Raw genomic sequence first — 20,732 nt, forward strand, 5'->3', positions numbered from 1 at the left:
AAGAATGATTGACAAAATAAACATTTAGGCATAATATAAATATAATTAAACGGTAAAAAGTAGGAGGGCATTCGTATGGTTGCGCTAAGCATTTTAGATCAAAGTCCAATTGAACAGCATGAATCAGTGCAAGACGGTTTAAAGCGGACAATTGAATTATCACAAATTGCAGATGAACTAGATTACACTCGTTATTTCTTAGCAGAACATCATAATATTCCTGAAGTAGTAGGTACGAGTCCAGAAATATTAGTAACGCATTTATTAACTAAAACAGAGCGTATAAACATTGGTTCAGGAGGAGTAATGTTACAGCACTATAGTCCTTTTAAAGTGGTGGAACAATTTCATCTCATAAGTCAATTAGCACCCGGTAGAGTAGATTTAGGTGTTGGCAAAGCGCCAGGGGGCTTTCCATTAGCTACAAAAGCGCTACAAATGGAATTACAAAATCCGCCAATTGCATTTGAAGAAAAATTACACTTATTAAATCAATTTAACTCTAATAGCTTTCTAAAAGATAATGAGTTTAAACAATTACAAACAGCTAACCGTTCAGATGATACACCGAAGCCAAATATTTTTCTGCTAGGCGGTAGTAAATCTTCGGCTGAATTAGCCGCAAAGGAACAAGTGAATTTCATATTTGCTTATTTCATTAATTCGAGTAAAGAGGCACTTGAAGAAGCAGCACGTATTTATAAACAATTATTTCCAGAGGGGATTTTTGTAGTAGCGGCAGCTGCAGTTGTGGTCGAGAATGATGCGGACAAACAACAAGTTGAAGAAGGTCGTACGAATTATCGCGTCCAGCTAGCAGAAGGCAAAAGTTTAACAGTTAATACCCTCGAGCAAGTCGAAACATTTCGTTCACAATCCTCAGAAAATCTAACTGTTGAAGAGAAGAAAATTGATGTGATTAATGGCTCTAAACAAGAAGTAGAAACAGAATTACAACGATTAGTCATCGAAGGCTATGTAGATGAATTAATGTTACATATGCCAGTGCAAAGTCATGCGCTACGTGTTAAGACAGTTAAGCAACTAGCACCTAGCAATAAGATAATAAATAATACGAAAGCAGGGATTATATGAGCAATAAAAAAATAGATTTTGGCATAATGTTAAATGGTCCAGGGGGTCATATGCATGCTTGGAAGTCTGACGAAGTACCTAGTGACGCTAGTACTAATTTTGACTTCCAATTAAAAATTGCTCGTCAAGCGGAAGAAGCAGGCTTTAGCTTTTTATTTGTTGCTGATGGTTTATATATTAATGATAAATCGATACCACATTTCTTAAATCGTTTTGAACCTTTAACATTATTAGCTGCGTTGGCACCTATTACGCGTTATATCGGTTTAGTTGGAACGATTTCTACGTCTTATAGTGAACCTTTTACAATAGCGAGACAACTTGCAACTATAGATAAGTTGAGTCATGGACGTGCAGGTTGGAATGTAGTGACTTCTCCATTAGAAGGAAGTGCTGACAATTATAGTAAAGGTGAACATCCAGAGCATGATGTTCGATACGACATAGCTGAAGAGCATATAAATGTAGTTCAAGGATTGTGGGATTCTTATGAAGACGATGCATTTCCAAGAGATGTAGAGCATAACCAATATGTAGATCAGGACAAAATGCACACTTTAAATTATCAAGGTAACTATTTCCAAGTTAAAGGACCTTTAAATATTGATAGATCAGAACAAGGTCAACCTGTAATTTTTCAGGCAGGTGCGTCTCCAAAAGGGCAAGCTTATGCTGCACAATATGCAGATGCTGTCTTTATTATTGGTGAAAGTATAGAAAGTGCTGTGAAGAATTATGACAGCATTAAACAACAAGCTGTTGAATATGGACGCCAACCTGATGATATTAAAATTTATCCTATATTATCACCTATACTAGGTGAAACTATTGATATTGCCGAAGCACGTTATGATGAAATAAAGTCATTAACAACAATTGAAGAAGCGTTAACTTATTTAGGCCGTTATTATGATCACCATGATTTTTCTCAATATGAACTTGATGCACCTTTCCCAGAGTTAGGTGATGTTGGTAAAAATAGTTTCCGAGCTACTACTGAAGCTATTGCACAACGTGCACGCGACAACAATTTAACTTTACGTCAAGTAGCATTAGAAGAAACAACACGCAAATCTCCATTCTTTGGAACTTATAAAGATGTAGCTCAAACAATAATTGATTGGTTTGAGGCGGGAGCTGCAGATGGTTTTATATTCGGACCTCATATTTATGGAAATAATTATGAAGAGTTTATTAACAATGTTTTACCGATTTTAGAAGCTAAAGGCTATTACGATGCAACTTATCAAGGAACAACATTACGTGAAAATATTGGAGTTCCATTTAAAGCTAATAGATATCAACAACAAAGTGTTGAGCATACCAAATAGCGACAAATAAAATTATGCGCAAACTTAAATCAATGAGATAGGAGTGATATGTTGAATAGTTCAAGTACAACATCAAATAACAATAATGTATCAAACTATAGCAAAACAGAAAAAGTATCAACAGTATCAAAAGTACAACGCAGATTTAAATTGCCACATGTGTTGATTATGATGTTAATCATGATGATGTTTGCTTGTCTTTTAACGTATATTATTCCTGCAGGTGAGTTTAATACACAAAAAAATGGCACAATTATAGAAGGAACTTACCATCAAATTACGCAAAACCCAGTTAATCCTATTTATGCCATCACACTATTATTAGATGGTGGTATACAGGCTGCCCAAACAGTAACATTATTGCTATTTGTAGGTGGCGCTATAGGAGGAATACTTTATTTAGATTCAGTAAAAAAAGTAACTAATTATTTAATATTTCGATTTGAACATGCTGGAGCTGTGCCACTTGTCACAGGTTTATTTTTATTAATGGCATTTATAGGTTTTTTTGTCGGTGGAGACCAAATGATTGTCTTTGTAACATTAGGTGTGATTTTAGCGAAGCGATTGAAACTGGATCCTATTATGGCATTAGCAATGACCTTCTTACCACTATATATGGCTTTTTCAGTTTCTCCTTCTGGTATGGCGAAACTAGGTCAAATCGTTTATCCTGAAGTGCCAATGTATTCTGGTTATTGTGGTAGAGCGATTATGTATAGTGTGTTTTTAATAGTGACACTTATTTATGTACTATGGTATACACGTCGTATTATTAAAAAACCACAATCTAGTGCGATGCCAGTAGAAGATTGGTTTGGCAGTGATGACAACTTAGAAGATGCCCAAACAGATAATAATGATAGACATGTGACATGGCGAGATTTAGTTGTCGTTGCATTAGTTGTTTTTACGCCAATTATTTTAGCTATTGGTAATAGTGTACTTCAGTGGACTGAAAGATATGGTAATGGTGTATTTATCACGATATTTATGCTGAGTTTTATTTTAGCTTATATAGTTAAACGGAAAAATTCAGAAACAATGGTCGAAGGATTTATTGAAGGTGCTCGTCCAATGTTAGTAGTGGCGTTTGCTATTATTATGGCAAATACAATTAGTGTTATTCTCGAAAAAGGAAAAATATTAAGCACAATTGTACATACATTAACGACTCAACTAGATGGAGCTTCATCTGGGGTTGTAGCAATACTTGTTTTCCTAGTTGCTACTGTCTTTAATTTTTTAGTGCCTTCAGGTTCAGGATTGATGAGTGTTATGGTACCAATTTTACAACCAGTAACTCATACGTTAGGTGTTAATGATCAAATGTTAATAACAACTTTATCTTTTGGCGGTGGATTAGGTAATTTGATAACGCCAACATTAGGTGCAACCATCGGTGCTATTGCCATAGCACGGGCAAATTTTGGTGCTTGGATTAAATTTATGGGTCCATTATTTATTATATGGTTAGTTATAGGTTCGATTATATTATATATTTTTACCAACGTAGGTTGGTCTGGAGGTATTTAAGTAACATTAAATTAGTAGTGTTACTTAATAAAAATAAAATTAATGTGTAAAAGCTGGAACAGTATGCTGTTCCAGCTTTTTTATGAAGATTAAAATAGTGGTTATGCAGATAGTTAATCTTGGGCAACAGTTAGTGTAAATGGAACGTTTGCTTGCCATTTTGCTGCAGGGTATTCATCAGTAATTATTTCATTAATATCAGCAATTTTAGCAAAAGATAAAGTCGACGATACATCAAACTTACTATGGTCTATTAAAGCAATAACTTGATCACTTTCTTGAACCATTTGTTTTTTTAATTGAACTTCTGGTAAAGAAAAATCAGTTAAACCATTGTCCATAGTCAAACCGTTCGAAGATAAAAAGAAATAATCAATATGATACATTTCTAAAATTTGAGAATCTATATTCCCTGTTATGGCATTAGAATCTTTAGATACAAAGCCGCCGACAATTAACACAGTTAAATTTGGATTTTCTTTTAATAATACGGCATTTTCCAAACCATTCGTAATAATAGTTAATTCCATAGTTGTTTCAGCAAGTAATTTTGCCAATTCGTATGTAGTGGAACTTGCATCAATCATAATACATTGTTGTGGTTTGATTTTTGCTAGCGCGTGCATACTGATAAGATGTTTTTCATTATGCTTTTGAGTTAAGCGGTAAGAAAAATTTAGTTTAGAACCCGAATTTTCATTTACTTTGGCACCACCATGTGTGCGTATCACTTTATTTTCGCTTTCTAATCTACGTAAATCACTGCGCACGGTTGCTTCAGTGACGCTTAAATAATCAGAAAGTTGCTTAACAGTAGCGCGTTTGTGAGATTTTATATACGTATATATATGTTCTCTGCGTTCATCAGGGTACATTTTCATTTCAGTCACATCCTTAAATTTATCATAAATGATTTGTACAATATACTCAATAACCAAATATAAGCGAAGATAAACGAAAAGAAATGAAAAAATATTTGAAAGAAACGAAAAAATATATTAGAATATAAAGTGTAAATGAAAGCGTTTTCCAAAATGAAGGGAGTTATTTGATTATGACTAAAAACAATTATCCAGAAAAAATGAAAGCAGTAGTAGCTTATGCACCTGGTGATTATAAATATGAAACTGTAGATACACCGACACTGGAAAATGACAAAGAAATTATCGTCAAAGTAGAAGCATGCGGAATTTGTGCTGGAGATATTAAAGCTTATGGAGGGGCACCTAGCTTTTGGGGTGACGAAACACAACCTTCATACATTAAAGCACCAATGATTCCTGGGCATGAGTTTATTGCACGTATCGTTGACAAAGGCGATGCTGTTACTGATTTTGAAATTGGTGACCGTGTAATATCTGAACAAATTGTACCTTGTTGGGATTGTAGATTTTGTAACCGTGGTCAGTATTGGATGTGCGAAAAACATGATTTATATGGTTTCCAAAATAATGTCAATGGCGGCATGGCAGAATATATGAAATTTACGAAGGAAGCAATTAATTATAAAGTGCCAGAAGAATTACCTATAGAAGAAGCTATTTTAATTGAACCATATGCGTGTAGCTTACACGCAGTGCAACGTGCCAATATTAAATTAGGTGATTTTGTTGTGTTATCAGGTGCTGGTACTTTAGGACTTGGTATGGTAGGCGCAGCGAAGAAAAATGGAGCTGAAACATTAGTAGTACTTGATATGAAAGATGACCGTTTGGAATTAGCTAAAAAATTCGGCGCAGATATTGTAATGAATCCATCTAAAGTAGATGTAGTGAAAGAGATTAAAGCATTAACAGATGGCTATGGCTGTGATACTTACATCGAAGCAACAGGACATCCAAAATCAGTAGAACAAGGGCTAAGTGCTATTCGTAAGTTAGGAACTTTCGTAGAGTTTTCAGTATTTGGAGATCCAGTTACAGTTGATTGGAGTATTATTTCTGACCGTAAAGAATTAGATTTATTAGGTAGTCATTTAGGTCCATACTGTTATCCATTAGTTATAGATGGTATTCAAAAAGGTGATTTCCCAACTGAAGGCGTAGTGACACATCAATTGTCATTAGATCAATTCGAAGAGGGATTCGAACTTATGAAACAAGGTGACAAATCATTAAAAGTAGTATTAGTTCCATAGTAAATAACATTTGGTCAAAGGAGAGGTAAGTAATGAAAAAAATGATAAATAATCCTGATAATGTCATTGATGAACTCATGAGTGGCTATGTAGCTGCTTACCCTGAGTATATTAGACGCTCTGAGTTGCATCAACGTGCACTGATTGGTAAAAAAAGAAATCCGCAAAGAAAAGTAAGTGTGTTAATCGGTGGTGGTTCTGGTCATGAACCTGGATTTTTAGGCTATGTAGGACAAGGCATGGCTGATGGTGTAGCAGTTGGTAATATTTTTGCATCTCCTTCTCCAATACCAATCCAAGCTGTGACAAGAGAAATTGATCAAGGTCATGGTGTGTTATATATTTATGGCAATTATGCTGGAGACTTAATGAATTTCGAAATGGCGAGTGAAATGACTGAAATTGAAGATGAAATTACTACCGTTGCAGTAATTGGTAATGACGATGTAGCATCTTCGAAAACACTTGACGATCGCCGTGGTATTGCAGGCGAATTATTAGTTTATAAAGTTGCAGGTGCAGCTGCAGACTTTGGCCATGATTTAGCAGAGGTAAGACGTCTTGCACAATTAGCAAATGATAATACTCGTTCAATGGGTATTGGCTTAAGTCCATGTTATTTACCACAAACTGGCAAACCTAGTTTTGATTTGGAAGATAACGAGATGGAAATCGGTTTAGGACATCATGACGAACCTGGTATTGAAAAGACTACAATTCGAACTGCACAAGAAACAGTTAAAGTGATTATGCAAAATATACTAAAAGAAAATATCTATCAGGAAAATGATGATGTCGTAGTATTGGTCAATGGTTTGGGTGCAACATCTCAAATGGAACTATATATCATTAATAAAGAAGTTAATGCGATTTTAAATGAACGTAATATTAATGTTTATAAAACTTATGTTGGTAATTTTATTACATCGATGGAAATGGGTGGCTTTTCTGTCACGTTAATGAAATTAGATGAAACATTAAAAGGTTGTATTGACCATGCGGTTGATTGTCCTAATTTTAAAGAAGTGTAGGTGAAACCATGACATTAACAAATGATAACTTTAAAGATTATCTATTAGCATTAACTGAGTTATTCGAAACAGAAAAAGATAATTTATGTGAACTTGATCGCAAAATAGGAGATGGTGACCATGGTGTCACAATGAATATTGGGTATCAAGCAGTAAAACAAACACTCGAATCTGAGTTACAAGATCAACAAGACATAGCAAAAATTAGTGTGGCAATTGGAAAAAGCTTTTTAGATGCTGTGGGATCTTCAGTAGGTCCTTTATATGCATCAGGTTATCTAAAAGCAGCTGTCGCAGTTAAAAATAAAACTGAATTAGATGACGAAGGGCTCTATGATTATTGGATTGCATTTAGTAAAGGCATTAAAGGTAGAGGGAAAGCTGAAATTGGTGACAAGACCATGATAGATACTTTAGAACCATTTTTCACGACATTACAGCAATATAAAGCGCAACAAACACCGTTTCATGAGGCATTTGATAAAGCTCTAAGCGCTGCCAAACAAGGTATGGAAAGTACAAAAGATATTGTTTCTAACAAAGGGCGCTCCAAGCGTTTAGGTCATCGCTCACAAGGACATGTCGATCCTGGTGCAATGTCATCTTATTTAATGTTAGCGCAATTTAAACCATTTAGTGGTGCATAATTAATTTTAAGGAGGAAGATAACTATGAAAATAGCTATTGGTGCAGATCATAATGGATATGAATTAAAAGAAGCGGTAAAAGCACATGTCCAAAAATTAGGTCATGAAGTAGAAGATTTTGGTTGCCATCAATGTGCAGAGACAGATTATCCTGATGTTGCAGCAGAAGTAGGTAAAAGTATACAAGAAGGTCAAAATGAACGTGGCGTGTTAATTTGTGGCACTGGTATTGGTGTAGCTATTACTGCTAATAAGTTGAAAGGTATCCGTGCAGCATTAGCACATGATGTTTATTCTGCAGAACGTGCCCAACTTAGTAATAATGCACAAATTCTAACAATGGGTGCTCAAATTATTGGCATAGAAGTCGCTAAGAAAAACGTTGAAGCATATTTAAATGTCGCTTGGGAAGGCGGCTCACAACGCAAAGTCGATAAAATAGATGATATTGAAGCACAAGAATAACTTTAAATAATAATAAAACTAGAGAGGTTGGGACAAATCAAAATTGTCCCAACCTCTTTTCATATTGTGTTGTAATGGGTGAATTTGCTATTTAATTATTTGACGAAAACATGACAAATCAGTATTTGTATTGTTTATATAACTATTGTTTTATAAAATTGTGAAGAAGCATAAATAAATGATATAGGGGGATAATATGCTGCTTTATACAAAGAGAGTTATGTCCAAAAGCACGTTGATAGTAGTCTTCTTTGCACTACTTTTAATGGCAGTAGCAACAAATCAAGTTTCTGCTCACGCTACATTAGAAAGTACAACGCCTGCTCAAAACAGTGTAGTATCACATCCTCAACAAATAGAATTGCACTATAATGAACCAGTAAATACTAAATATTCTAGTATTACAATTTTTGATGATAAGGGAAAGTCTCTTGGTGAATTTAAACCAACAAATTCTGGAACCAACCAAACTTTGACCTTTGATGTAGGCCAACTGGACAACGGGACACACAAAGTGAGTTGGCATACAACATCAGCTGATGGTCATGAAATTCAAGATGAATTTGAATTTTCTATTAATAAAAAGACTACAAGTAATATAGATGTTACACCACCGTTTTATGAGACTTCTAACTTTTGGTTTGGTCTATTTAGATTTATTACTGAAGGGAGTCTTATCGTATTAATGGGATCATTTTTAGTCAATAGTGTAGCCAAACGTTACCAATTACCGACATATTTGGCATTCTTTAGTTACAAACCAATCTCTTGGATATTAAGTGCTATGGCATTTATAACGGCTATTATTTACATAATGACATTGTCTCCAGAACTTGTTTCAAACATAATGGCTTTAGACATGACTGCATTATTGCAAGCGCCATTCTTATTAGCAATGATAGCTATAATAGTATTGTTACTATTATTTACTTTAAATGAGATGATGACTATTTGGTATATAGCAATCTCTTTAATTATTATTGTGACATTAAGTATGTCTGGACATGTTTGGGCCCAAAGTTTTCCATTGTGGTCAATTATACTACGATCAATACATTTATTAGGCATGGCATTATGGCTAGGCGGTATGGTGTACTTAGTTTGGTTAGCAACTACTAAACAGTTGCAAGACATTGTAAAAGTAAAACGGTTTTTCTTTAAACTTAATCTAGGCGCAGTGATTGCACTTGTCATATCTGGAGTATTGATGGCAATAGACGAAACAAGTCTGGCGGCTATTTGGTCTAGTGTAACAACTTGGAGCAGTTTGTTTTATGTAAAAATAATTGGAACTATTTTAATAATCACATTAGGTGGTTATCAAAGTTTTAGAGCTTTAACGAACTTACAAAAAGTTAATAAGAAAGTATTATATTGTGAAATAATAATTGGTATTATGTTAGTGCTAGCTGGCATTATTATGAGTCAAATTCAAATACCAAGTTAAAGGAGTAGAACAATGATTAAAAAAATAAGTTTAATGGCATTCTTTGTCTTTACAATGGTATTAATGACTAATATTGCTAATGCCCATGTAACATTAAATCCAGACAAAAGTGAACCGGGAGCATATGAAAAACATGATGTGCGTGTGCCAGTAGAGAAGGATACGAATACAACAAAGGTCGAATTAGTAGTGCCTGATGGGTTACAATTAGTAGCAGTAGCACCAGTGGACGGTTTCAAACATAAATTTACTAAAGATTCAAAAGGTAATATAACAAAAGTTACTTGGACTGCAACAGTTGAAGGCATCGGACCTAATGAATTTATTGATTTTCCAATACAAGTGGCAAATTCTGAAGAGGAAGGTCAATATAAATGGAAAGCTTACCAAACTTACGAAGATGGTGAAACCGTAAAATGGACAGGTGGTAAGGATGCTGAAAAACCAGCACCTGTTACGACTGTGAGTGCCAACACTGCTCAAGAGCAAGGTGAGAGCAAAGATGAAGAGCAACAAAATACTACACCTTTATGGATTGTCGCTATTATAGCTATTATTTTGTCACTAATTGCTATTTTTAAAAAGACTAAAAAATAATAGTATGTTATAACGGGCAGTGGTTGATAAGAAGGGAGATATATTATGCGTAGAATTTTATATGCATTTTTGGTTTATACAATTTTAGGGTTATTGAGTGGATTTTACTATAGAGAGCTTACCTTAGCATATGACTTTACAGGAGAGACACAATTAGTCGTTGTGCATACGCATACGTTAATATTAGGTATGTTTATGCATCTAATCATGCTTCCTTTAAATAAAGTGTTTAAGTTAAGTAGTTACTATTTATTTAACTGGTTCTTTATTATTTATAATTTAGGTGTATTATCGACAGTTGGAATGATGTTTACTAAAGGTACATTCCAAGTAATTGGTAAAAACGTACCAGAATCATTTGCTGGTTTTGCTGGTATTGGACATACAACTTTAACAGCAGGATTTATCTTGTTATTCTTTTTATTAAGAAATGCAATAGTTAAAGCTCCTCATAATGAATAAATAATCAAGGTCAACATATTACGAGAGAAAAGAACACAAACGATGTCTATTTGTGCACTTTTCTCTTTTTATATAGGTCGAAATATGGATTTTTACGAGATATTGATGTTTTTCATTGATAATGGTTATCAACTATAGGATAATGACTAGTAAATGGTGTCATGTTTGGAGGATTATATATGAAAGACGTAACAATTATAGGTGGCGGGCCAGCTGGGCTATTCGCTAGTTTTTATTCAGGTTTAAGGGGCATGGACGTTAGAATTATTGATGTACAGGAGAAACTAGGTGGCAAAATGCATATATATCCTGAAAAAATAATTTGGGATATTGGGGGATTGGCACCGAAACCGTGTTATGAAATTATTAAAGACATGGTCTCTCAAGGAACACATTTTAATCCTGAAGTAGCTTTAGGAGAAAAAGTTATTGATATTCGTAAACTAAATGAACGCCACTTTGAATTAGAGACAAATTTAGGAAATGTTTATGAGTCTAAAAGTGTTATTATTGCAATTGGCGGTGGTATTATCAATCCAAAAGAATTAAATGTTCAAGGCGCCGAACGATATAAGTTAACTAATTTACATTACGTAGTACAATCATTAAAACAATTTAAAAATAAAGATGTGTTAATTTCTGGGTCAGGTAATTCTGCATTAGACTGGGCACGCGATTTAAGTGGATATGCGAAAAGCGTGACCTTAATTTACCGTAAAGCAGATATTAGTGGTTACGAAGCAATGAATCAATTGTTAGAAGAGTTACAAGTCAGAAAACTACCTAATACCCAAATTAAACAACTGATAGGCGATCCTGCCGGAGATTGTATAGAACAAGTGATATTAGAAAATACAGATACAGGAGAAATTGATACAGCAAATTATGATGAAGTAATTGTCAGTCATGGTTTTGATCGTGAAAGCACTTTGTTGGCTCAAGCGACTACACGTGTTGAAATGTTAAATGAATATCAAATTAAAGGGTTAGGTAATACTACAACAAGCGTACCTGGTCTATTTGCTTGTGGTGATATTGTACATCATGAAGCAAAAGTACATCTGATTGCTAGTGCATTTAGTGATGCTGGTAATGCCGCAAATTTGGCCAAACAATATGTAGAGCCTAGTGCCAAACCAGAAGGCTATGTTTCAAGTCACAATGCTGTATTTAAAGCTGATAATGAAAAAGTGATACAACAGTATTTATAATATCATAATGTCTTACAAGAGATAGTTTAAGTCTTAATCTTATTAATTGAACAAATAAGTATAGGAGAATTACAAATGATTGATATAAAACATGAACCACCAACTGTTGAAACATACCGTCGCTTAAGAAAAGACTCAGGTATGAGTGAAAAGACAATACAAGCAGCTGAACAAGGATTAGGCAATGCGTGCTTTGATGTTGTGATTTATGATGATGGTTACGGTTTTGCGATGGGCCGAGTAATTGGTGATGGTGGTACGGCATTTCAAATAATCGATGTTGCTGTAGACCCAAAATATCAAGGACTTGGTTATGGCAAAATGGTATTAACACATATTATGGATTATATCGAAGCGATTGCTGTACCAAGTAGTTATGTAAGCTTAATTGCTGATTATCCAGCAGATAAATTATATAAACAATTTGGCTTTGAATCTACTGAACCAAATTCAGGAGGTATGTATATAAAATATTAGTGACTAACTATGTAATCACTAATAGCTAAAGTTTGATAACTTATCTTAATATAAAACGAAGTTTATATTTTGGTATTCAAAAGACTATGCGAAAACAAACAAAAAGTTAAGCAAGAACTTGGTTTGGGTTAATGATATTTCATAAAACTAAAGAAAACGTCAATTTCTATATCTTCTTAATAGAAATTGACGTTTATTTTTTAGTCAAAGGTAGTTATATCCCGACTCGTTTTAGTATGTTTTTATTCCTTAAGATGAGCTTCAGTAGCATTTGTTCGAGCACGTAAATCTGCTTCGATTTCTTCTAAACTACGTCCGCGTGTCTCTGGTAAATACTTGATTACAAAGAATAATGCGAAAATACCAATGACTGCAAAGATTAAGAAGACTTGTTCTACCGGTAAAACTTCAGTCAACATTGGGAAGAATTGTGCTACAAGTAAACTACCAATTGATAACACAAGTGCTGCTACACCTGTTGCTGCACCACGTGCACGCATTGGGAATAATTCTGGTAACATAACCCATAATACTGGTCCCCAAGTGAAACCGAAAAATATAATGAATATTGTTAGACATAAAATAATAATCCAAGCAGAAGATTGAATTCCAATAGCCCAAATCAATATTGCCATGATTAATAATGAAGAGACCATACCAATATTACCTATAACAAGTAAACGCTTACGGTCAACTTTATCAATAATCATAATAGCGACAATTGTAATTAAAACGTTAACTGTACCGATACCCACAGTACCTAAAATTGATGTGGCATCGCCTAAGCCAGCTTTACTAAATATCGTAGGAGCATAATAAATTATGGCATTGATTCCAATAATTTGTTGGAATAACGCGAAGACTGCACCAATAATTAGTGTTGGTCGTAGCCATGGTGATTTCAACACATTCCATGTGCTATCAGAAATACGATTGATTTCTTTCATAGCGGCAATTTCTTTATCGATTTCACTGTCATTAAATGTTAAACGCATTACATCACGTGCAGCTTTTTCACTTTTATGTTCTAACAACCATCTTGGGCTTTCTGGCATAAAAGCAACACCGATTAATAAAATTAATGATGGTACGACTGCTAAACCAAGCATCCATCTCCAACCTTCGATTGGTGCTAAAGCATAATTGATTAAGTATGAAGATAAAATACCGATAGTAATCATTAATTGATTTAATGAACTAAGTGAACCACGTTGTGCAGTAGGTGCCATTTCCGATAGATAAACCGGTACGATGGCAGTTGAACCACCTACAGCTAGTCCAATAATTAAGCGGCCAATAACTAATACTGGCATAGAAGGAGCCAATGCTAAAATCAAGGCACCAATGATAAATATAATTGCAATAATAAAGACGACGCGTCGTCGACCAAGTCGATCTGACATAGGACCACTTGCACCTGAACCGACAATAGCACCAATGAGCATAGAAGATACTACAAGTCCTTCAGTAAAGCTATTTAGTGGAATATCATCTTTAATGAAAAGTAAGGCACCTGAAATAACTCCCATATCATAACCATAAAGTAATCCTCCAAGTGCACCTAAGAAGAAAATGAGTTTCTTATTTACTTTTAATCCCATAAAAAATTCCCCTCCTGATTAAATTCATAAACACAAGTATACGCTTTCATTTTATTCTTGTAAATAATAAAATATAACTATATTATTTATTTGTACGGATTATTATTTGAAAATGACTATTTAATAATTAAAATTAAATTAAAAACAATTTGTGAATACATGAAAAAGGAAGTATATAACAGCATCTGAATAAAATTGCTGTTATATACTTCCTCATATAGTTATTGAGTTACGTTGTAAAATATTGATTTATGCTTCGAAATCAATAATAATGCGACCTTCATTTTTATGGTTAACCACTGTTTCAATGCTAGACTCAAGTTCTGAGAAGCTAATGACAGTTTTGATATCGTGTAATTGTTTTGGCTTAAGATCTTTTGCTAATCTACGCCAAATTAATTGTCTCTTACGTAAATTCGTATAGACAGAATCGATTCCAAAGATATTAACACCACGTAAAATAAATGGGAATACTGAAGTTGCAAAGTTATCGCCACCAGTCATACCTATAGCAGCAACACTACCATTGTAATCTAAATGTTTTACAGCATGTGCTAATCCATCCCCGCCGACAGGGTCAATTACTGCTTGCCAAGTACGTTTTCCGAGTGGTTTAGAGTCATTGTCAGGGAGGCGATCAATAATTTCTTTAGCACCAAGGGTTTGCAATTTGTCTGCAGCTGATGTTTTGCCTGTACTGGCAATAACTTTAAAGCCTATTTCTTTTAGCATCATAACGGCTAATGTCCCAACTCCGCCTGATGCTCCTCGAACTAGTACAGGTGCATGTTCAATTGATAATCCGTTATGTTCCAATGTTTCAATTGCCAAACCAGCAGTATAACCTGCCGTACCATAAATCATTGCTTCTTCTAGTGTTAAATCTTTAGGCAGTTTGACAAGCCATTCTTCTTTTACACGAGCGTATTCGCTAAAGCCGCCGAAATGGGCTACACCTAAGTCAAAACCAGTAACTATTACTTCATCGCCTGGTTCATATGCATGGCTGTCAGACGCTTCTACTACACCAGCTAAATCTACACCTGGAACCATTGGATAAGATTTGACAATCTTATTTCCAGTTGTAGTTGCTAATGCATCTTTATAATTGATTCCAGAATATTTAACTTTGATTAGTACTTCACCTTCTGGAAGGTCATCTATCGTTAATTCTTTAAATTGACTAATTACTTTGTTATCTTGTTCATCGACTACGAAAGCCTTAAATGTATCACTCATTGCGCTATGGCACTCCCTTATGTAATTTTAAATTTATGAACAATATAAAAACTAAAATATACTCTATCACGAATTTATTGCCTATACAATACGCTGTAGTTATTCTTAATGTAAGTAAACGCTTTATATTGAAATTAAACACAATTATATGGTTTATTATTATTCATGCAACTGGTCTATTATAAAATAATTATAAATGTTTAACAATATTAGGACTAAAATTAAGTTGGCAGAATTTATAAAAGATTTTAATTGAAATGTAATACATATATTTATATTATAGGGATAACTTGTTATAAATTAAGAGGAGATAATTTATTATGACATATCAAATTGATTTAGTAAGACGAGCCGAAGTACAAATGTTACGTGATATCTGTATTACTACTTTCCGAGAAACATTCGAAGGTAGTTACAGTGATGAAGATTTTCGTGACTTTTTTGAAAGTGCCTATAGTATAGAAGCTTTAGAACAAGAATTGAATAACCCGCAATCTGAAACTTACTTTTATAGAGAACATGGTGAATTATTAGGATTTTTTAAAATAAATGTAGATGCAGGACAAACAGAAGCAAAAGGTCCAGAGTATTTAGAATTACAACGTATTTATTTTGTTAAAGATGCACAAAGTGGTGGTAAAGGTACACGTGTCTTTAACTTTGTATTACAGCGTGCACAAGAATTAGCTAAAACCAAAATCTGGCTCGGTGTTTGGAAACATAATAAACAAGCATTGCAATTTTATAAAAAACATGGGTTCGTCAAAACTGGAGAGCATCAATTTATTACAGGAAATACAATTGATCTTGATGCAGTTATGGAAAAAGAGTTAACAACCAATTGAACTCCAAGTAAACCTTATATTAATACTCAAACTGTCGACAAGGTCTCTGGCTTTGTCGGCAGTTTTTTATGCACGCTTTCCGCGGGCACTGCTTCAGCCTGTAGTCTTCAGCGAGTGCTATTCCCGCAGGAGTCGGCATAATCCACTGCCAATAAATAATACACTGGTTTTGTTTACGCTTTTATAGGTTGGGATAATATTGATTCATCCCCGTCCCATTTCAAAGAGACAGTAGCTGATTGTTTTGAAAATGCGTTTCAAATGAAGCTTTGTTCGATACTAGTCATGCTTGCTGGGGTGGGATTTCTGTCCCAATTTCTGAATACAGTTTGTATGTAAATTGAAAATAAATTTTTATGAAATATGTTTATTTGAAATTTTTTAGTGTATAACATAGTAATTCTTGCTATGAAAGTGGAGTGAAGCATATTACATAGTGAAATATCTACGAATTAGCAAGTGTACAAAAAATAGAGGAGGTTGTTTTAAATGAAAAAACTTTTGGCAGGTTTCTTAACATTATCACTTGCTTTGGCTGCATGTTCTAATGGGGGCGATGAAGGTTCGGACAACGGCGGATCTGACGATAATAAATCAAAAGATTCAGCTAGTGACAGTAAGAAAAATAATGATGATAGTTCAAAAGACTCAAAAGATTCGAAAGATGGAGAAGATAAATCAAACTCTGACAACAAAGATGGCAACTCAGAAGACGATAGCAGCTCTAATGGCTCTGATGACTCTAATAGTGCTAGTAGCTCTGACAGTTCTGATAGCGATTCAAGTAGTTCAGATTCAAGTGCTAGTAGTAATGGTAATAGTGGAGACCAAGCTAGTGACAGTGCTAATGGTACTGCTAACGACAGTAACAGTGCTAATAGCGGAGCAACTAATAATGCTGGGGCAGATAGTGCTTCTGATGATGCAACAGCTAACGCTGGTAATGGAGCGTCTAGTGATGCGAATGCTAATAATGGTAATGCTAATAGTGGTAATGCTAATAGTGGTAATGCTAATAGTGGTAATGCCAATGGTTATGTGCCACCTTATCAAGGAGAAAATGCAGTACCAGTATCACAAAACATTACATCATCAAATGTAGATCCTCAACAAGCGTTACAAACGTTACCTAATTTTGAAAATTCTTTAGCAAACGCTACGTCAGAAGTTAATGCTATTAATGGACAAAATAATGCATATAATGATTATGCAATTGAAGGTAGTGAAGGAAATTACAGTTATATCTTTAGTTTCCAAAACCAAGCTCAACCTGGTACCTACGCTATAGCTACAGTTGACCAACAAGGTACTGTACGTGTAGTAGATCCAGCTTATCAACAATAATAACAAGGGACTGGGATATAAATTCCTTTCTCAAAATAAGAGGACTAATCCGTAATATGGATTAGTCCTCTTTATATTTAAAGCCTTAAGATTTTGTTATAGGTTCATATGTTTTTTTATGATATTCGATATCGTCTCAAATGCATGATTATTTTTGTTTACAAATGCATTGTTAGTAATGTCTGACATTTGAAAACTGATTAAATCATTGAGTAATGCTTTGGCATCACTGTAACGCACCACTGCGAGTGAATGCATTACATCTTCATAAACACCACGTTCTGCTATATATTTTTCATGATTTGGTGTGAACTGACAAACTGTTTTGTCTAAAGTCAGTGCATCAAAAATAATAGATGAATAATCTGTTAATACTACATCTGAGATAAGAATTAAATCCTGTGTCTCTATATTTGCTGGTGCAATAATTGCATTTTCAGGTAGGTAAGTTGAAGTATTTTCGATATGTCCTTTATAAATGACATTATACTTATTTAACAACCCGTCACTGAGTGGTAATAAATCAGACTCGTCTTCAGTAGTTTTCCAAGTTGGTGCATAAAGCAATGTTGGTTTTGCTGGATCAATTTTTAATTCATGTTTAATAAATTTTACATAAGGTGTATCTTTTTGTTTATCCAATAAATATTTAACGCGTGGATAACCGCTACTAACTACTTTTGTATGCTGTAATGGAAAGGCGGATTTGAAGTAATCGATAATTTCTTCACAATCACAAATTAAGTAATTTTGTTGTAGCCATTTGTTATACTTTCTTGCTCTATAATTATAAATCTTACTATTTTGATGTACTTCATGGCTATCTAAGAATAGTTTTTTAATTGGTGTTCCATGCCATAATTGAATAATAGTACCGTTTGGACGTATATCATCAGGTATATTACTTTCTAAAATAACAACACGTGCTGATTCGATTAAAGCTTTAGTGTTTGGGTCATTAGGTTTGATGAAATTTGGTCCATTTACATCTTCGGTAACGAAATAAATAGGTACTTTTGCAAAGTGTTTAGCGAAATGGTTGAATAAATAACGTGAATTTCCTCTAAAACCGTAGTCAAACCCTAAAAAGACAATATGGTCTTTTAATTTGTTTTCATTTTTCTCATATATATAGCTCATTTGACGATGTTTCTTTGTAAAATGATGTTGCGCAAAATTATAGATCCAATGTGGTAATTTGAAGCGGAAATTTTTTATCAATTTATCTGTATAGCGTAACTGATCTGGAGCTAATGTTTCGTAATTTTTAAACGGTATAGAGTGCTTGTGTATGTATGCAAGCTTATTTAAATTGAATTTTGTTGTATTCAGTACCGTACATTTTTTAATCTCTTCCCATAACTGAGAAGAGGTCAAGTATGTTTGTTGATAGTCGAACACGACATGTGGATCAACTTTAACCGTATCTTGTAATAGTGCATGCACAGCTAAATCAAACATTGTATTAATGTGGTGTGTTTCTAACATGGTTAACGTTGTTTCAATATGATATATCACGTTAGGGTAATGATTGATATTTTCGATCCAATCATTAAAGGTAATAGTTTCCTGCGCAAAATAGCGACAATCATTTTGATATAAGCCGTTAATAGTATAATCAGCAACAATGTTAGATTGATCTAACGTTACATTATTCAACATTTCTGGATAAATATGTATGAAGTCATCTACAAGAATAAAGTGAGTATAGCCTTCTTGTAATGTTTTATTTAAATGCATAGTTAAATCTTGCCAGATATTTAAATTTAATTGTTTAATCATAAAATCCCTCTACTTATCATAATTGAACTCAATTTTATCATGTAGGAGCTAAGAGATAAACTTTGAGTTATATAAAGACACTAAAATCATTGAATATAACAGTAATGATTTTAGTGTTATTTAAGTATTTTTAAGCTGATACTACAAGTAAATAACATAAACTAGAGCCTGACATATTCATTATTTCAGGCTCTATATATTATTATATATGATGTTTAATTTGTTAAAAGGACGCAAAGTGGTTATTGACATATAAGGCTGAAATTATTCTGTTAACGTCTTTTAGTTTTACTAATAAATTAGTGTTTTAACATAGTTGAAAATCGTGTGTAAATAGCATCAGGTGAATATTGCTCAACGGTCTCATAGCCATGTTTGATAATCGTATTATATTTAAATTCTTGATTTAACAGACGTTGAATTTTAAAGGCTAATGCTTTAATATCTCCATGTTCAACTAAATAACCATTAATGTTATTCTTTATAATTGAATCAGGTCCTGCATTGCCACCAAAACTTATAACAATACTGCTTTGGTTCATTGCCTCAAGGATTACCATCCCGAAGCCTTCATTGCGTGAAGGTATAATGGTTAGTTCACTTTCGGCCAATTTGGTTGATAAGGATTGTGTAGTATCAAATATCGATACAATATCATCCAGTTGATGCTGTGAAATAAGTTGTTTAAGTTGTTTCCTTTGTTGTCCGCTACCATAAATGTGTACACGATAGTTAAATTGGCGTATGACATCTTGAATAATTTGAATACTGTTGATTAATAGGTCGAACCCTTTTTCGTATTCTAAACGGCCAGCAGCTAAAATAATTTTGTCTTTAGGTAAATCTAGCCTTTGTTCATTTAGAACATTAGGTACAACAAACACAGGAGTTTGGACGACATTTTGATAACGTTGTTGGTCGACAGATGTCAATGTGGTAATTTTATCTAGCGATCGGTAAGCTTCAATGATTTCTTGTTGATACGCTGTAGGATGCGCATCAAAGTTCATATGTTCCATGCCAACTTTTGTTACATCGTAAGGGCCATGTTGAGCAATTAATATATTAAAGCTTGCACGCGTACCAATTAAAACATCACAATCGACCGTTTTGATAGCGTGAATCATTTTACGTTCGATATAACTTGAAAATTGGTTTAGGCCAGGTTCATGTCTGGATAATACTTTAGGTTTTAAAAATTTTGTATATTTACGTACTCTATTAAAAATGGCGCTTTTCAAGTTGGAACGAATGTGTGTATAGTCAATCAATGTTTGAATTTTGATATCTGGGTGTAATTCAAAGTATGGCATCTCCTTTGATTTGAAGACAGAAATAATAGTGACGGGATGGCCTTTGTTAGCTAGTACATTCGCCAATTCTGAAATTGACTTTACTGTACCACCCATAGCAAAAATATTATGCATGAAAAATGTGATTGATTGCACTTGGAAACCTCCAAATATTATATAAATGATAAATAGT

The 20,732-nt window shown here is 33.9% G+C and carries 19 protein-coding genes; 14 read left to right on the forward strand and 5 right to left on the reverse strand.

What is annotated here, in order from left to right:
- The first annotated feature begins 75 nt into the window (after positions 1 to 75).
- From MUA37_RS02765 to MUA37_RS02775, 3 genes are read left to right on the forward strand one after another with little or no spacing between them, the layout of a single operon-like run.
- Positions 76 to 1,095 carry an MsnO8 family LLM class oxidoreductase gene (locus MUA37_RS02765; RefSeq protein ID WP_135024438.1) on the forward strand — a complete coding sequence of 340 codons (1,020 nt, stop codon included), beginning with the start codon at positions 76 to 78 and terminating at the stop codon, positions 1,093 to 1,095.
- Positions 1,092 to 2,426 carry an LLM class flavin-dependent oxidoreductase gene (locus MUA37_RS02770; protein ID WP_262624812.1) on the forward strand — a complete coding sequence of 445 codons (1,335 nt, stop codon included), beginning with the start codon at positions 1,092 to 1,094 and terminating at the stop codon, positions 2,424 to 2,426. Before MUA37_RS02765 ends, MUA37_RS02770 begins: the two co-directional genes overlap by 4 nt.
- A gap of 51 nt (positions 2,427 to 2,477) precedes the next feature.
- On the forward strand, positions 2,478 to 3,962 hold the full coding sequence (locus tag MUA37_RS02775; RefSeq protein WP_394371089.1) for a Na+/H+ antiporter NhaC family protein: 1,485 nt from the start codon (positions 2,478 to 2,480) through the stop codon (positions 3,960 to 3,962).
- Positions 3,963 to 4,075: 113 nt separating this feature from the next.
- Here the strand turns inward: MUA37_RS02775 and MUA37_RS02780 are convergent, their stop codons facing one another.
- Complete coding sequence (locus MUA37_RS02780) at positions 4,076 to 4,843, reverse strand: DeoR/GlpR family DNA-binding transcription regulator (protein WP_002509067.1); 768 nt, start codon at positions 4,841 to 4,843, stop codon at positions 4,076 to 4,078.
- 173 nt (positions 4,844 to 5,016) lie between these two features.
- Here MUA37_RS02780 and MUA37_RS02785 point away from each other — a divergent pair, with 173 nt between their 5' ends.
- The 9 genes from MUA37_RS02785 to MUA37_RS02825 all read left to right on the forward strand — a co-directional run bounded on the left by MUA37_RS02785 (position 5,017) and on the right by MUA37_RS02825 (position 12,436).
- The gene (locus MUA37_RS02785; RefSeq protein ID WP_262624814.1) at positions 5,017 to 6,099 is read left to right on the forward strand and encodes an MDR/zinc-dependent alcohol dehydrogenase-like family protein; all 1,083 of its coding nucleotides are present in this window, start codon (positions 5,017 to 5,019) and stop codon (positions 6,097 to 6,099) included.
- A gap of 32 nt (positions 6,100 to 6,131) precedes the next feature.
- Positions 6,132 to 7,130 (forward strand): dihydroxyacetone kinase subunit DhaK, encoded by a 999-nt coding sequence (locus tag MUA37_RS02790; protein ID WP_262624815.1) that lies wholly within the window; start codon positions 6,132 to 6,134, stop codon positions 7,128 to 7,130.
- Positions 7,131 to 7,138: 8 nt separating this feature from the next.
- Complete coding sequence (gene dhaL, locus MUA37_RS02795) at positions 7,139 to 7,777, forward strand: dihydroxyacetone kinase subunit DhaL (protein WP_262624817.1); 639 nt, start codon at positions 7,139 to 7,141, stop codon at positions 7,775 to 7,777.
- 24 nt (positions 7,778 to 7,801) lie between these two features.
- Positions 7,802 to 8,242 carry a ribose 5-phosphate isomerase B gene (rpiB, locus tag MUA37_RS02800; RefSeq protein ID WP_002509071.1) on the forward strand — a complete coding sequence of 147 codons (441 nt, stop codon included), beginning with the start codon at positions 7,802 to 7,804 and terminating at the stop codon, positions 8,240 to 8,242.
- A gap of 196 nt (positions 8,243 to 8,438) precedes the next feature.
- Positions 8,439 to 9,689 (forward strand): copper resistance CopC/CopD family protein, encoded by a 1,251-nt coding sequence (locus tag MUA37_RS02805; protein ID WP_262624818.1) that lies wholly within the window; start codon positions 8,439 to 8,441, stop codon positions 9,687 to 9,689.
- A 12-nt stretch (positions 9,690 to 9,701) separates the two neighbouring features.
- Positions 9,702 to 10,286: a YcnI family copper-binding membrane protein gene (locus MUA37_RS02810; RefSeq protein ID WP_142019429.1), complete on the forward strand. Its 585-nt coding sequence runs from the start codon at positions 9,702 to 9,704 to the stop codon at positions 10,284 to 10,286.
- Positions 10,287 to 10,331: 45 nt separating this feature from the next.
- On the forward strand, positions 10,332 to 10,748 hold the full coding sequence (locus tag MUA37_RS02815; protein ID WP_002509074.1) for a DUF2871 domain-containing protein: 417 nt from the start codon (positions 10,332 to 10,334) through the stop codon (positions 10,746 to 10,748).
- A 179-nt stretch (positions 10,749 to 10,927) separates the two neighbouring features.
- On the forward strand, positions 10,928 to 11,959 hold the full coding sequence (locus tag MUA37_RS02820; RefSeq protein ID WP_002509075.1) for an NAD(P)/FAD-dependent oxidoreductase: 1,032 nt from the start codon (positions 10,928 to 10,930) through the stop codon (positions 11,957 to 11,959).
- 75 nt (positions 11,960 to 12,034) lie between these two features.
- Entirely contained in the window at positions 12,035 to 12,436 is a 402-nt protein-coding gene (locus tag MUA37_RS02825) for a GNAT family N-acetyltransferase (protein WP_135024444.1), read from the forward strand.
- Positions 12,437 to 12,678: 242 nt separating this feature from the next.
- Here the strand turns inward: MUA37_RS02825 and glcP are convergent, their stop codons facing one another.
- The gene (gene glcP / locus MUA37_RS02830; protein ID WP_002509077.1) at positions 12,679 to 14,037 is read right to left on the reverse strand and encodes a glucose transporter GlcP; all 1,359 of its coding nucleotides are present in this window, start codon (positions 14,035 to 14,037) and stop codon (positions 12,679 to 12,681) included.
- A 249-nt stretch (positions 14,038 to 14,286) separates the two neighbouring features.
- Positions 14,287 to 15,276 (reverse strand): acrylyl-CoA reductase family protein, encoded by a 990-nt coding sequence (locus tag MUA37_RS02835; RefSeq protein ID WP_142019430.1) that lies wholly within the window; start codon positions 15,274 to 15,276, stop codon positions 14,287 to 14,289.
- 320 nt (positions 15,277 to 15,596) lie between these two features.
- Here MUA37_RS02835 and MUA37_RS02840 point away from each other — a divergent pair, with 320 nt between their 5' ends.
- Positions 15,597 to 16,121, forward strand: coding sequence for a GNAT family N-acetyltransferase (locus MUA37_RS02840; RefSeq protein ID WP_021459721.1), 525 nt, complete (start codon positions 15,597 to 15,599; stop codon positions 16,119 to 16,121).
- Positions 16,122 to 16,610: 489 nt separating this feature from the next.
- Positions 16,611 to 17,465, forward strand: coding sequence for a hypothetical protein (locus MUA37_RS02845; protein ID WP_262624819.1), 855 nt, complete (start codon positions 16,611 to 16,613; stop codon positions 17,463 to 17,465).
- Between the two features lie 96 nt (positions 17,466 to 17,561).
- On the opposite strand, the gene MUA37_RS02850 is transcribed toward MUA37_RS02845, so the two are convergent.
- Both MUA37_RS02850 and MUA37_RS02855 read right to left on the reverse strand, forming a co-directional pair.
- Positions 17,562 to 19,247, reverse strand: a complete 1,686-nt coding sequence (locus MUA37_RS02850) for a CDP-glycerol glycerophosphotransferase family protein (RefSeq protein ID WP_262624820.1) — start codon at positions 19,245 to 19,247, stop codon at positions 17,562 to 17,564.
- 299 nt (positions 19,248 to 19,546) lie between these two features.
- Entirely contained in the window at positions 19,547 to 20,695 is a 1,149-nt protein-coding gene (locus MUA37_RS02855) for a glycosyltransferase family 4 protein (protein ID WP_262624821.1), read from the reverse strand.
- Between the last annotated feature and the right edge of the window lie 37 nt (positions 20,696 to 20,732).

This window comes from Staphylococcus arlettae, assembly GCF_025560845.1.
Classification (GTDB): domain Bacteria; phylum Bacillota; class Bacilli; order Staphylococcales; family Staphylococcaceae; genus Staphylococcus; species Staphylococcus arlettae.